General features: G+C 42.4%; 7 protein-coding genes, 2 pseudogenes and 1 riboswitch. Of the genes and pseudogenes, 1 reads left to right on the top strand and 8 read right to left on the bottom strand.

The genetic code is table 11. The features are described from left to right. Window positions 1-426 (bottom strand): transposase (locus tag KO518_RS08965; protein WP_216025517.1); only part of this gene is annotated, 426 nt, incomplete at its 3' end. A gap of 214 nt (window positions 427-640) precedes the next feature. On the opposite strand from KO518_RS08965, the gene KO518_RS08960 reads away from it, so the two are divergent. After that, entirely contained in the window at window positions 641-2,170 is a 1,530-nt protein-coding gene (locus KO518_RS08960; protein ID WP_371742284.1) for a transposase, read from the top strand. 212 nt (window positions 2,171-2,382) lie between these two features. On the opposite strand, the pseudogene KO518_RS08955 reads toward KO518_RS08960, so the two are convergent. From KO518_RS08955 to KO518_RS08925, 7 genes and pseudogenes are all read right to left on the bottom strand, one after another. Beyond that, window positions 2,383-2,763 (bottom strand): annotated as a pseudogene (locus KO518_RS08955) (response regulator); the annotation flags it as partial. Window positions 2,764-2,772: 9 nt separating this feature from the next. Further along, a pseudogene (gene thyA, locus KO518_RS08950) lies at window positions 2,773-3,045 on the bottom strand (thymidylate synthase); the annotation flags it as partial. Window positions 3,046-3,366: 321 nt separating this feature from the next. Beyond that, on the bottom strand, window positions 3,367-10,080 hold the full coding sequence (locus tag KO518_RS20135; RefSeq protein ID WP_216025515.1) for a calcium-binding protein: 6,714 nt from the start codon (window positions 10,078-10,080) through the stop codon (window positions 3,367-3,369). Window positions 10,081-10,248: 168 nt separating this feature from the next. Beyond that, window positions 10,249-10,986 (bottom strand): hypothetical protein, encoded by a 738-nt coding sequence (locus KO518_RS08940; RefSeq protein ID WP_216025514.1) that lies wholly within the window; start codon window positions 10,984-10,986, stop codon window positions 10,249-10,251. A gap of 6 nt (window positions 10,987-10,992) precedes the next feature. Beyond that, complete coding sequence (locus KO518_RS08935) at window positions 10,993-12,366, bottom strand: HlyD family type I secretion periplasmic adaptor subunit (protein WP_216025513.1); 1,374 nt, start codon at window positions 12,364-12,366, stop codon at window positions 10,993-10,995. 2 nt (window positions 12,367-12,368) lie between these two features. Then, a complete protein-coding gene (locus KO518_RS08930; protein ID WP_216025512.1) occupies window positions 12,369-14,540 on the bottom strand; it encodes a type I secretion system permease/ATPase in 2,172 nt (723 codons plus the stop codon). Between the two features lie 305 nt (window positions 14,541-14,845). After that, window positions 14,846-15,043 carry a hypothetical protein gene (locus KO518_RS08925; RefSeq protein WP_252736072.1) on the bottom strand — a complete coding sequence of 66 codons (198 nt, stop codon included), beginning with the start codon at window positions 15,041-15,043 and terminating at the stop codon, window positions 14,846-14,848. 260 nt (window positions 15,044-15,303) lie between these two features. Further along, window positions 15,304-15,415, bottom strand: a riboswitch (TPP riboswitch). Window positions 15,416-15,803 lie beyond the last annotated feature (388 nt).

Below are 15,803 nucleotides of genomic sequence, written 5' to 3'. Positions count from 1 at the left end.
AATAGCCACGATGGCATCCGTAAACATATTGAGTTCACGGCATATCAACACAAAGCGCTTACAGACTTGTTGTATCGCGTTGCCGTTGTCACGTCTGAAATCAGCAATCGTTTTAAAATCTGGGGTAAGACGCTCAACCAGCCACATCAACTCGACATTACGCTGCGTTTCTTTTTCTAAACGTCTGCTTGATTGAATGCGATTAAGATAACCATAAAGGTAAATCTTGAGCATGGTTGCCGGAGAATAGCTTGGCCTACCTGTTTTGGCTGGTTGGCAACGTGCAAAACCCAAGTCAGATAAATCTAATGAATTGATAAACATATCGACTGCACGAATCGGATTATTTTCATGGATGTAGTCATCTAAAACTTCGGGGAACAGCGTGCTTTGTGTTCGGCTTTGGCCTTCGATAAATCTCGACATGTGATTGAAACCTATAATTTTTTTATAGTTTATTGTACCAATTCAGATATCAATTGAGGACCGATACTTAAGACCGATTGATCATATAAAAAGTCTGCTTAGACCAAAAGGTGATCAATAGTTTTCACACAGCCTGTACGTAAACCGGACCTTGGAGCAATGAATTTTCCATCTCAAAGGCCAGTAGACTAACACGAAGATCGCCTGCACACTGATGTGCCAAAATTTGGTAAGGACACTATTGCTAGAAGCTCACTCTCATACATATAAACGACATCGGCCAGAGCAGACAATGCTGTATCAATTAGTCGAACGTCACTATCCTGAATTTCTGGAGCAGCTTTCACATCAAGGGAAGTCGCTGCCAAAGCACGTAGAAAAAGAGTTTGAAGAATTTCTTAAGTGCGGTCGCCTTGAACACGGATTTTTGCGCGTAGTATGCGATGACTGCAAGCATGAGAAGCTGGTCGCTTTTAGTTGCAAAAAACGTGGCTTTTGCCCAAGTTGCGGGGCAAGACGTATGGCTGAGAGCGCAAAATTGTTGGTAGATGACGTTTTAAGTGGCTATCCTGTTAGACAGTGGGTGTTGAGTTTACCCATCCCACTGCGTTTATTACTCGCTCGGTATCCAAAAGAGCTCAGCAAAGTCATGCAAATCATTCATCGCGCTATTGCGACAGATGTTATTCAACGAGCAGGCTATCTAAAAAAGCAAGCTAACACAGGTGCCGTGACTTACATTCAGCGATTTGGAAGTGCACTCAATCTCAATATTCATTTTCATATGCTCTTTTTAGAAGGCGTTATCACCCAAGAAGATGCGAAAGTAAAGTTCAGTCGGGTTAAAGCGCCTAGTCATGCTGACATGGAGCATCTTGTTCATGTCATCAGTCATAGGATAGCCGCATACTTGGAAAGAGCAGGTTTAATTGAGCGAGATGCAAACAGTGCTTTTTTGGATTTACCTCTAGAAGACGAAGATGGAATGTTGCACTTGCAAGCAGCCTCAGTGAACTATCGTATTGCTGTTGGGAAAGATATTGGCAAGAAAGTATTTACACTGCAAACTTTGCCTGCACAAGATGAAGATACCTATGGCCAATTGGCACAAATAGACGGGGTTAGTTTACATGCTGGAGTGTTCGCTGATACGCATCAAGCACAAAAACTAGAGCGCCTTTGCAGATATATCGCAAGGCCAGCAGTCAGCGAAAAACGATTAAGCTTAACCGCCACAGGCAATATCAGATACGAACTCAAGACGCCTTACAAAGACGGCACTACACATGTTTTCTTTTCACCATTTGACTTCATAAGTAAGCTCGCTGCACTGGTTCCACCGCCTAGACTCAACCTTACTCGTTTTTATGGCGTGTTTGCTCCTAACAGTAATGTAAGAGCGCGAGTCACCGCTTCCCAACGTGGAAAGAAAAGTCCTCGCTTAGCCGAGCAACTAAAAGACCCTGAGCAACCATACCATGCCCGTAGCATGCCGTGGGCGCAGAGGTTGAAGCGAGTGTTCAATATCGATATTACTGTATGCGAAGCGTGCAAAAAGACGAATGTTAAAATAATCGCATGCATTACAGAGGCTGCAATTATCCAAAAGATATTGACGCATTTGGATAAACAAGACTCACCGATTACCGCCAACTCATGCAGAGCGCCACCACTAAATGAGTCTATGCAACTAACGCGGCTTGATGATTTCGTCATTCAGCGTGATTTTGACTTTGGCGCTTAACAGCCTCACCACCAATATAGCTTGAACACTCATGTGTTGAGGCATCATGTTGCACATATCGAGACAATTTTTCAGTCCCAATGATCAGCCTATTTTCTTATCTTGACTACACTTAATTCGTAATTGCTTCCTGCTTTTGAACCTAAATCGCATGAAACAAGCCTTAAAGCCAGCTGTCACAGAGGATAGCAAATAGCGTTAATTCGTCTTATACTTTGACCCTCACCGCTGTAGATACCGTACGACGATAATATATGGCTGAGCTTTTCGTTATCGATGGGCTTTCTGATGAAATCTAATGCACCAAGCGCCAGCATTTTTTCTCGCGCTTGTGCCTGCACATCACCCGACACAACGATTACCAAACACGGTAAGTCGAATCTTCGGATGGCTTCCATCGTTTGATATCCATCCATAACCGGCATATTGAGATCTAAAAAAACTATATCTCCTTTACCTTGACGAATAAGCGTAAGCGCCTGTTCGCCATTTTCAGCAAAAGAAACATCTACATCCCAATTGTCAGGCAAACTACGTGCCATTTGATGCCTTGCGAAACCCGAGTCGTCGCAGACCAATATTGGAGTACTCATGGTAACGCCTTACACTGCGACGGGGGCTTTAATATGTGGATGTGACTGGTAGTTTTTATGCGTGAAGTCGTCAAAAGAAAACCCAAAGATGTCTTTTATTTCTGGGTTTATTTCCATTGTAGGGCGCGCAAACGGCTCGCGACTGAGCTGCAGCTCTACCTGTTCAAGATGATTTGAGTACAAGTGCGCATCACCCAGCGTATGTATGAAATCACCCGGCTCTAGATCGCAAACTTGGGCGATCATCATAGTGAGTAGTGCGTAGCTTGCAATATTAAAAGGTTTTGTTAGATCGGGGGCTATTTTCATATCACTACGCACAAACATTTCTTCATGGTCGCTCTTTCAAATCAAGAAGCATTGAGTTTTACTATTTCAAGTTTCGTCGCCTTTAACACGTAAACCCACTAAATAGAATACCATAACGTAACTCTGTAAACCTCAACCTCGCATAAAATCACGCCATTTCAATTTATATTGGCCTTTTTTAAATTGTAACTCATACAACCTTCACACTAACATTCGACTTCATGCTAGGTATTCCAAAAAAAAGCCGAGCATTATATGTCTCGGCTCTCATCCTAGTACAAGGTTCAGATTAATTTAATCTAACGGTGGTCGAACAGGCGTAATGTAGTATCTATCGTCTATCGGTTTGACCCCTACAATATCCTCACCAAGCTCTTGTGGGTCTGATATCACCGCAATTATGCCGTCTAGTTGAGCATTCAGTTTAGCAAGACCCAAATGCTCTTCCATGGGCTTTAAGCTTCTACCAATTAGCACTTGATTTTCACTTTTACTCTCTAGCTCCCGAGAAAAATCGCCAATCAGTTCAAAATGACCAAACTCATCCACAAAACTACCAATATCACTGTCCAGTGAATTCAAAGCGGTACTCGTGTTACTGGATGGAGGCATAATACCAAATACTTGGAATATCTGACTGGCTGTAAACTGACCACCTGTATCAAATTCAAATCGCTCAACCGTGTTAGCTTGAGTGAAGAACTTAGTAATCTTAACTTCGTCATTGCTATTGGCGATCCTCAAGATTAAATCGTCACCCGATTTCAAAAGACCTGACGCAACTTCAGAAAACGTAATACCTTCAACAAACCTAACAACATTTTGGCCAACGTTCTCTATGATGGTGTCTTTTCCGCTATTCCTCCCAATCAAGTAGGTATCATTGCCAGTTTCACCAAATAAGTAATCGTCTCCTTCATTTCCTGAAATAGTATCAGCACCAATATCACCTAGAATAATATCGGATGAAGCAGTACCCGCGAGGTTATTATCGTTACTGTCTCCTACTAAAATATCCTGTGCCGTCCCATTTTCACTTGGCGGTGATATTCCAAATGCACCGTATAATTGAGATGCGGTAATCTGACTACCATTCTCAAATTCTAGCCTCTCAATGGTATTTGCTAATGAGAAGAAGTTATTGATTTTCACTTCATCCAGGCCACCACTTATCCTCAAAATTAAATCATTGCCGGACCTGACCAATCCAGAAGCGACATCGTTAAAACCAATACCGTCCACAAAACGGATAACATTTTGACCTTCAACGTCTATTATGGAGTCCTTTCCAGAGCTAGTACCAATAATATACGTATCATTGCCCGCCCCACCAAAGAGGTAATCATCACCTTGTAATCCTGTTAAATGATCATCGCCATCACCTGATACCAGTACATCACCCCAATCCGTTCCAACCATATCATCATTGCCCGATAAGTCATTGGGGTTGGTACCTCCACCATTTGAACCATCGCCTGAGCCACCGTCACTACCACCAGAATCATCAGGCGACTGCACTAATAGCTGAAAACTTGAACTTGCCTGCTCTCCAAATGGGTCTGTCGCGGTAATCATAATATCAATTGCACCACTAACATCATCAGGTGGTGTACCAACTAAGTGGCCTGTATCACTATCAAAAACCATCCAAGCAGGTAAGGCTGAGCCATCAGAAAGTGTTGCGTTCAAACTCAACACATCACCATCTATATCGTTAAACGTATCTGTTGGTAAAAACCAGTCAATTGCTTCATTTTCAGCAACGGTTATGTCTTCAATTTGAACAGATACAACCGGCGCATCATTCACGTTTGAAATCTCAAGTGACATGGATGTAGATGTTTGAGCGCCATAATTATCCGTCGCAGTAATAACAAGGGTATAACTACCTACAGCAGAGTTATCACCCGTTCCGCGAAGACCATTTTCATCAAATGTGAGCCAGTCGGGTAATTCGGAACCATCTTCAAGCAACGCAGAAAAGCTTAACGTACTTCGATAATCCGAATCAGAGAAGATGCTAGATAATGGCAGGTCGATATCAAAAAACTGATCTTCATCATGCACTTGATCGTCAATGGATTGGTTTACTATTGGTGCGTTATTCGCTTCTGCAATAGCATTCACCAAACCCTCTTTATCTAAAGTAGTACCATCCGAAAACTCAAACGTGGATATGGTACTTGCCTCTAAAACAATACTCTGATCTTCGCCTAAGAAAATTTCCCAATATGACTGACCAACACCATCAATATACAAATCTGCGGGGCTTATGTCGTCAGAAAAGACAACGGTATTAATGTCATTATCGTCATAAATAATGTCTCTACCAGATTCACGGCCAATAACATAGCGGTCTTCTCCATCACCGCCATATAGCTTGTCATCGCCAGCACCACCAACGAGGACATCATCACCTTCGAACCCTCTTAACTCATCGTCCAACGCTTTCCCAACTAACACATCAGATTTGTCTGTCCCCCCGAGGTAATAACCTCTTTCTTCTCGCGTTACGCTATTGATAAAAATAGCTGCATTGCCCGTTTCATTGTTGCGGCCTTCGTTAGGGGAAGGCATAAAATTAATGCCAGCCCTATCCGCCTCTAGAAATACGCCAGCAGTGTTGATGGCTTCTAACATCGTCCCATCAGTGAATGTGATCTTATCGATGGGTCTGGATGCAATGAAATAATTATCTATTCGCAGTACATCTTCGTAATTTCCGTTGATATAAATGACTAAATCTTCGTTATATCTATGGAAGCTGATGTCTGAAGCAGTCAGGTCTCCAACCATTTCTATAATTGCACCCTCTTCTAGGCTACTCTCTTCGAAAATCCTGTCCTTACCATATCCAACGCCAAAACGATAAATATCCGCTCCATCGCCACCACTCAAGAAATCGTCTCCTTCTCCTCCATCTAGAATATCGTTTCCCGTCCCCCCATTAAGATTATCGTTACCTAATTCACCCAATAATGTGTCATTACCAGCTTGACCAATGATAGTGTCTCTTCCTTGACCACCCACTAACGTTTCATCAGTGGCATAACCGTAAATCCTGTCATCCCCATCAGTTGGCACTTGCACGAATGCTTTTACTTGTTCGAGGCCCCATGTGGTTCCATCGGTGAACGTGATTAAATCCAGACCGTATCCATTCCCACCATCATCAACGAAGAAGCTATCTACTGTCAGCGTTTCGCCGTTGTTAAAGTGAATGAGTAAATTATCTGACTCTCGAATAAGCGATACTTCATTGGGTAGTATTTGTGCGCCAAATTGGAGTGTGTCTATGCTTGACGCGTCTTCGTCCTTATTTGAAATTCTATCATTTCCATCCCCAAGGTTGTACACGTAGATATCTTGCCCATTACCCCCGATGAGTACATCGTCACCCTCACCACCTACAAGCGTATCATTCCCGCCATCGCCGCGAAGTTCATCAGAGCCAACCCCTCCGCTTATCCAATCGTCTCCGTCAGCGCCCTCAATTGTATCGTTGCCGTCTTCACCAGAGAGAGTATCGTCAATTGCATAGCCATATATGTGGTCGGCTTCATTTGTTGGCTGTTGAACCATCTCCTTAATTTGCTCAAGAGTCCATTCTGAGCCATTTGCAAATGATATAGCATCTAATCCGTAACCGTTTGCAGCATCATCAACAAAAAAGCTCTCAACTGTGATTGCGTCTCCGTTAACCAATCTAATTAACAGTGCATCATCTTGACGAGAAAGTGTTACATCTTCTGGCGCAATAGAATTGTCGAAATTCAACCGGTCGAAGCTATTTACATCTTCATCCTTGTTACGGATTCGATCATTACCATCCCCCAGTTTATACTCGTAAACATCTCTGCCTTCACCACCAATCAGAACGTCGTTCCCAGCTCCTCCAACAATAATATCGTCGCCGTCGCCACCAGAAAGTCGTTCATTTCCGTCACTACCTGTGATCGTATCACCATCTCTCAGAAGTTCTAACGCCGTATCTCTTACTAACCTGCTCGATGCAATAGCCCCTTGTTCAAATGATTCAATGAATGTTTGATACACATTTTTTTCGCCATATGGGCTCATACCTACAGCAAAGCCTTCAAACTCACGCCATAAATCAAGACTTGAAGCATCTTCTATAGCAAACAAATCGAAGAAATACTGATTTACCTGAGAAAAATCTGCTGTTTCAACGTTGCTAGCATCATCAAACACAACCAATTCAAACAGGTCAATGAAGTGGCTTTGTGCCATGAGTTGTGTGTACAAAGAGTCTTCCAGTCCTTGGTAAACTGTTTCTAATAATGCAGCGTATTCCCCCTGAGGCTGTTCAACCAACGCAGAATCACCCCAAAAGGCTTCGACAACACCGAGTTTTTGACCATCAATGCCATTTCCTCGGCTTAATGGGTCAGTATCAGTCTGACCAGACCAAGTAAGTATGATTTGAGTAAGTAAACTTTTTCTTTGAGCGGAGTCTGACTCAGTGACGAACTCACCAACCAAGCGTTGTAGCTCACCCGATTGGTCTAGTGACATCGCATGACGAAGCGAATAGACATTGCCAAATCCATAAGCATCGGGCAAAGCTGCAATATCTTCAGAGTATGAGATACCTTCACCATTGTGCACTTCAACAGGGATAGTGTCGCGAGAATCGAATTCAAACCACAAAGTGTTTGTTATTGCAGTTGTACCATCAGCATAAGTGAACGTGCTGTGCTCTCGATGTTGCACGTTATTAGCATCAGTAAATACATTTTCCGCGTAATTAACGCTGATTTCAGTAATGTTCAAATCGGACAAGCTCAATAATTCATTTGCTTCTGAAATACCGTTACTGTTTAAGTCACGCCACACAAGTAAATCTGAATAGATGCTATCTGCACTGCTAATTTTGCCATCTTCATTGTCATCAAGTTCGATAAGTGCCTCATAACCATTAGACGCATATTCACCATTTTCAAGCAGTGTTTCAGTACCGAATAGCTCATTACCCTCGGTAATAAGGCCATTTCCATCTTTGTCGAGTACAAGAAATCCATCATCAGAGGCTAACCATGCTGTTTTTTCTGAAAAGCCATTGTTGTTCAAATCGAAATTAACACCGTCTGCTAGCGATAAGGTGTCAATAACACCATCACCGTTTAAATCTAGTGTCAGCGGGTCACTGGGTGGAACGGGAGGTTTAGGTGGTGGAGGTGGTGGAGGTGGCGGTGGCGTTTTTTTAGGTGCACTCAGGGTAATACCCAGCATTCCATTAACAAAATTCTTGATTTCAGGTCCACCAACAACAAATAAGCTGCCGCTAACATCATCGTAAACATATTCCTGCCCATCATCACCTATATATCGACGAGTAATGGAGTTGCGAACGCGTTTACCACCTGTGAGTATATTCCCATTAAGTTCGACCCTGCCAATGCCATCACTATCTTGAATGATGTCTTCTGCATCAGTTATGTAGGTATCGTAGCCTTCGCCACCGTATAACTCATCTGCGCCCTGACCACCAATAAGAGTGTCACTATTGCCTCCACCGTAAATAGTGTCGTTTTCGCTTCCTCCATCGATAATATCAATTCCCTCACCGCCATAGATGGTGTCTGCTCCACCTTCGCCATTGATAGCAGCACCGACAGTAGCGGCATGAATGGTATTGTCGAGATTGTTACCTGAAAAATTATTAACAGCAGGGTCATCTAATAGAAAAATATTTTCGACATGAACATCATCGGCTAAATCATAGTTTGCTAGCACAAATAGGTTATCGTTGTCACCTTCATTACTTTTTTCAACAATAATGTCTCCTTGGTTGTCTACATAGTAGGAATCGTTACCTCCTTTTCCTTCCAGCCTGTCTGCTCCAGTGCCGCCATCAAGAAGATCATTTCCATTATCGCCATATAATTCGTCGTTACATTCTCCTCCATAGAGTTCATCCCTGTCTGTTGAAGAGAAATCGGATTCAGTTTGGGCATACAGTTTGTCATTGCCTTCTCCTCCATAAAGAATATCTTCACCGGACCAACCTGTAAGAATGTCGTTTCCACCTTCACCTATTAAGACATCATCGCCTTCCAATCCTCGCAAAGTGTCTATTTTCGCATTACCAATTAGTACATCATCGCCAAGGCCGCCCCCTATCTCACTATCAGCGTCATCAATATTAATCAAGAGGTCGTCTGTATCTGCAACTCTATGATTAAAAGCTGCAATTCTATTTGGCCTATCTTTATCTAAACCAATTAGGCCAAGGACGACTGCGTCGAAATTTCTAGATGATATAGAAGCTGCTACATTCGTGTCTGACACATAGCGCTCGATAATGACATCAGATATGGGCTTTAAATAATCAGTTGCTGTATAGTGAAGGGGCGGGGCAAATGAATTGACAATGCCTTGAAATTCTGAGTTTTGAGCAATCTCGTTTTTTGCTGCTGTAAAGTTTGCTGCCTCGTATATTCTGATATCTGCAATTTTACTTAAATAGAAATCAAGTGTGGCGTTGGCTTCAGTTGGACTTGGATTGTCCGAACTGAATAGCCCAAACATAGCCCCTTCTAAATAGCGCCTATTTGCAAAATTCCCCCCTTGACCATTCGAGTTATAAACAATCTCGAACCAAGCGGCAGCTCTGTCATTTGCAGCTAGCGCATTTTGCAATTTTGTCCCTAATAGTGGGCTAGGTGAACTATCATCTTGATTATACGCAAGCGACAGAAGTGCGAGACGTTCCCGTGATTCTCCCATAGGAGAGGGTAAAAAATTATCGAGTTTTGTCTCAAATACTGGCGTGAGAGCATCAAAAACATCTCTTGCCGCTGTCATCGAAGGAATTTGAAACGTTGCGCCAGCTACACCAGTATAGGCTTCGTAAAGACTATTTAGTTGCAACCTGACGTCAGTTTCAGATAATGAATTGTTCCTTGTAATCGTTAATACTGAATCTCTAAATGCTTCATCGCGAGCGAGAGATAGGTTCATACCAAACCCTTGCTCTAAAACCACATCTAAGATTCCCAGCTCTTCAATATTGAAGCCATAGCCAATGGTGACAATATTGGCCGAATCAATATACGGTTCTGGATCATAGTCTTCGAACGAAGTAATCTATGAAAACCGGAGAGTTTCATATTCTGCTGTTGTAAGTGACCTAAGATTTATCATAACTTTCCTCTATTGTGTTGGTCGATATGAACAAAGTCTAAGCCCGATTGAGACACCTGAAGTTTGCTTGTATGGAATGCTTGGTTTATGTACGTCTGCATAGATATCCGTTACCTTGACCACATAAAACGTTTTGTCAATAAAGAAAGGCATACCTGAAACATTGCCTTTAAACTGAATATTTAACGTATTGTCTTCTTTAAGCACATGGTACATATATGAAACTGTGTCAATGGATGTGTAAAATGTATTTTCGACACGCACCAAAACGCGCTCTGGTTTCGAGTCGTTATTTATATCCAAGTCAGCCGTATACAAGCGCGCTTCGTTTGCAAAAAACTGCTCTACATGTTCTTGCTCAGATTTAGGCTCATTCGGAAAAGGCTTTCTCCCAAATTCTTTTAAAGAAACTAACCACTTTTGGTGCAGTGCTACAGGGATATGTATAAAGTCTTCTTTTTTCACAGGGGTTAATACTGGAAGTGAAAAACCTGCGAATTCGGGGTCTGGTTGCAACCCAGTGGCATAGTAGAACACTGGTTTTCTATTTAGATAGTCGAGAAACCCCTCACACACCTCTGGTTCATTGTTTATTTCCATACTCCAATTTGGTTTTTGTTCTTTGCTATTTTTATGGTCTGACGCATAAAGCGAGGAAATAGGCATTGTCAAAAACGCAAATATGCAAAGCGTCGTAATTACAATATGTTGAAAACATAGCCTTACTGGAAATTTTAGCTCAATCATATTTGCTTACCTCTCTCTCATACTTTCGGCTTTATTTCTCAACAACGGCGACATAAAGAACTCAATCAGCCGGCGTTTCCCCGTCTTTATTTCAGCCGTCACCGACATACCCGGTTGTAGATTGACTCTTTTCTGGTTAACCATGATGTGCTGGCGAGAGAGTTTGACTCGTGCTGGAAATACCAAGCCTTTGTTTTCAATTTCTATCGCATCGTCTGAAATATGCTTAAGCTCGCCTTCAATCACGCCATACTTCGTAAAATTAAAGGTATTCACTTTTACTTCCACACTTTGGCCTTCATGCACAAAGCCGATATCTTTGTTTTCGATAAAGGCCTCTACTTCCATTTCATCCCCGGTAGGTACAATAGTCATGAGTTCATCTGCGGCGGTAACTACGGCGCCAATCGTGGTAATTGCCAAGTTTTTTACCACACCATTAACAGGGGAGCGAAGGGTTTGCTTGTCTAGCAAGTCTCTTGATTGGGTGAGCTGCTGGCTTAGCGAGGATTGTGTTGCCAATAAGTCCAATTTTTGTTGGCTTATATCGGTGAGCGTTTTCGACTTTAATGAAGCCAATTGCACTTTTATGGTGGAAAGTTCTGACTTTAATGCTGCGAGCGATTTTTGCTCGGTTTGCAAGTCTTGCTCTGCGGCAATGCGCTCTTGTTCAACCGCTAAAAAATCTAGCCGTGCCGCGACTTGTTTATCGCTCAGACTCTTAAGTGCTTGGGCCCTCTCAGTCATAATAGGGAGAAGCTGAGACAGCTTATTATTCGACGCTTCGGAGGCTGCAATTTTGTGTTGCTGCGTTGCAATTTGCTGTTCAAGGAGCTGCATTTGGTTGGTGTAATCGGCCCATTTGTTTACTACCCAGTAGTGATGTGCTGTTGCAATAGAAGACGTATCGAGCGCGGTTTGTGTCTTCAATTGAGAAACATGATTGGTCAACAAGTCGAAGCCATGTAGTCTTGCTTCTATATCAGCCAGTTGCTCCTCTAAACTAATTAGCTCTGCTTGTGCTTGTGTTGTTTCAAGTTCAATAAGCACTTCACCTGCTATTACGTGTTGACCTTCAACAACGTGCAACTTGTGAACACTGCCCAGCACCATGGGTTGGATAACTTTTAGCCTTGATTTAGGAATAAGCTGTCCTTCTGAGGTGGCAACAATATCTACCTCTCCAATGCAGGCCCAGATTACGCCAAAGCTAAATAAGGCCATTAACATACGCGCAATCAGTTTACTTTTGGGGTGAGGCGGCTTTTGTTGTATTTCTAGCGCAGCGGGCAAGAAGTAAAGCCTTAAGTCCGAAAAATGTTCATCACCCGTTTTTCCTCGTTCCTTCCAGCGCTTACTCAATCCCTTGATAAAATTCATACTTAGCTCACTTTACTGTTTGAGGTTTGTCGAACGATGGTGATTTTTTTCTGTTTTGGCGTCGGGGCTTGTTGTGCATTGAGCTTGGCATAGTAGCCGTTTAGTGCGATTAGAGAATCGTGTGTGCCTTGCTCCACTATGCGTCCTTTATCAACCACAATTATCCGATCGCATTGACGCACGGTAGAAAGTCGATGAGCAATAATAAACGTTGTTCGCCCTTGTTTAATTTGCGCCATGTTTTGCTGAATAATATGCTCTGATTCATAGTCCAGCGCACTGGTTGCTTCATCAAAAATCAAGATATTAGGATTAGTCAGCAATGCACGGGCAATGGCGATGCGTTGTCGTTGACCACCCGACAAATTACTCCCTTGCTCTCCTACTTGATTGTCATAGCCTTCTGATAATTCAACAATAAAGTCATGCGCACCTGCCATTTTGCTTACATTAACGATGTCATCGATACTGGCAGCAGGGTTAGCTAGCGCTATGTTTTCGCGAATTGTGCCAGTAAAAAGCATATTGTTTTGCAGGACGACACCAATATGTCTGCGCAACCAGCCAGTATCAACCATAGAAAGATCTATACCGTCAATTTTCACTCGTCCTTGAGTAGGCACATAGAGTCGTTGTATTAGTTTTGACAGTGTGCTTTTTCCTGAGCCAGAGCGTCCAACAATACCCACAGACTCACCCGCTGAAACGTTTAGATTGACCCCAGAAAGAATGTCTTGACCATTGGGACTATAACGAAAAGAGATATTGTCAAATTCAACCTTGCCTGCAATTGAAGGCAAGGTGGTGCGATTAGGGTCGTACCCCGGCTCGGTAGGCGTATTCAAAATATCACCGAGCCGTTTTACGGAAATAGCGGCTTGCTGAAAGTCTTGCCATAGTTGCACAATTTTAAGAATTGGGGCACTGACCCTTCCCGCAATCATGTTAAACGCAATTAATTGACCAACGGTCATCGCACCAGCAATAACTAAATGCGCCCCGACCCAAATAATCAGTAGCGTGACCACTTTGCTAATAAAACCTGCGCCTTGATTGGCTATGTTGGATAGGTGCCCTGAGCGAAATGATGCGGTAACGAAGTTAGAGAGTTGGTTTTCCCACTTGCGCTGCATTTGAGGCTCAACGGCCATGGATTTAACCGTTTCAATACCATTAATGGATTCCGTTAAAAACGCTTGATTTTCTGCGCCATATGCAAACTTTTGATTTAATCGATTTCTGAGTATGGGCGTAATGTAAAGCGATAAAAGAATGTAAAAGGGCAAAGAGCCAGCAACTATCGCAGTAAGAAGTGGGCTGTAGTAATACAGAACAATGAAGAAGACGATGGTAAACGCAACATCTATCAACAGCGTGAGTGCGGACCCAGTAATAAATTCTCTTATACTGTCTAACTCTCGCACCCGAGCAACCGTTTGACCCACTTGCCTGTTAGCAAAGAAATTCATAGGCAGTCCAACAAGATGTCGGTACAACTTAGCGCCCAGCTCAACATCTACTCGATTGGTAGTATGCATCAATAGATACTGGCGAATTCCGCCCAAAATCACATCAAAAATTGCTACAGCGAGAAACCCGATTGCGAGCACATCAAGGGTAGTAAAGCCTCTATGAACCAACACCTTATCCATCACAACTTGAAAGAAGAAAGGCGTTATCAACGCAAACAATTGAAGAAAAAATGAGGCGAGCAGTACTTCATAGAATAGTTTTTTGTATTTTTTTAAAGCAGGTATGAACCAACGAATATCAAACTTTTCTCTTAGTTTTTCTTTAACACCTTGTTGAAGAAATAAGCATTTCGTTGGGTTTAATGCTAGCAATTGTGTTTTGGTCAGCTGATTAGGCGATTGTTGGTCAGAGAATACAACGACAAACTGTTCACTCTCTTCAATCACTACAGCCTTTACAATCACGCAGCTTGTATTGTTCTCAAATGTGATAACAGCTGGACAGGGCATATCTAGACGCAATATACCCGACGAGAAATTTACTAGTCGCTGTTTGATGCCAAGTGAATTTGAAGCACGCTGCAATTCCTGAATGGAACAACTAACGCCATCTAAAGAAAACTGACGAATTAGGTCGTCCGGAGATACCGGAATTTTAAGAATTCGACACGCCAAAATAAATGATTGAAATACAGTATCCATCTGCCTGAGCTAAACCAGCTAAATTATCATCCATAAACATATGGTAAATGTTAGACAATTGTGCCAACAGGACAAGAAAAAACGAGCAAGAATAGGTATACCAAAAAATAAATAGTGTTGATTTTTATACCATGTTGTCTTCATTTCACTTAACAGAAATTTCGTCGAAAGCGAAACGAAGAAAAAACACGATGATCTTTGCAGTTCGAGTATATTAGTGAATATCAACCGCCTAAACCGCAGCAGGCGCTGAAATTGGAGGATGAGGACGTAGTCAAATAAAGAGGCTGGTTTGTGTTGAATATTTAAGGCAGGAAAAGCTTTAGGCTTTTTTCTTCGGTGCCACCGACTAAGCTGTCGTGCTGATGAATAAGGCGCATGGCAACGCGGATGTCGTCTCGACTTCCGCTTTCGTAATGGCGTGTGGAATTGGGGTAAGCTTCGCCCGCTAGCTCATTGATGAATTGTTGAGCCTGTTGGCGCTGTTCGCGTCTGTTCGACATAGCATTTTGGCCTTTTACGTTTAGGTTTAAAAATGCTTGTCAGGAGTGAAGGAGAATACAATGTGTGAGGTTAAAGGTTTTAACCCCGGCTTTACTCGAAAGTAATAAAAAATTGCGTGATGAGAGTTATCGTTGTTTTAGCCTAGATGTTTGCGCCCTTGTTTGCGCTCACTTTCTACACTTAATCTATCCTAACCTTCACATCGCTTGCTTTATTACCTATTCGAGCCACAGTGTTGCGCTTATTGTAAGCACTGTGTGCATTGTATTTTCTTGTTCCCTTCGCAGGTATTAGCCTGATCAGGTTCTACGGATCCCACTTTCGCGGTCTCAGCTTACTGGGTTACCAGTGAAGCACTCCGACAAGTAATTAATTTTTATTCGCGCTTTTAACAAGGTTTGGCCACTAAAAATAAGCGTTTCCAAGCGCAAATTAAGGGCACGAATTTATTGTTCCTTTTTACTATATCTTCAATTTTACGGTTAATACAAGTACTACCAGCTAGGTTAAATGAAATGGCTATTCATTCTAAGGATGGAAATTAGCCTTTCTGCCAAGGCAATGAAAAGGCTTAGTTGGTTGGAAGCTTAAGTATGAGGGGCGGCATTGTACGCAGACCGTGTGAAAACTCATATTTATGGTTGCTGTTTTTAAATTGAATAATACAGTAATTCTAAGTCCACTATAATTTTTGAAGGAGTGTTTCCACAACTCGCATGTCTTCATTGCAGATATGAGGCCGCTAACGCCCATGATATT

Source organism: Aestuariibacter sp. A3R04, from assembly GCF_018860805.1.
In the GTDB taxonomy this organism is placed as follows: domain Bacteria; phylum Pseudomonadota; class Gammaproteobacteria; order Enterobacterales; family Alteromonadaceae; genus Alteromonas.
Note: the sequence above shows the minus strand (reverse complement) of the source record. Positions and strands in the feature narration are given on the sequence as shown.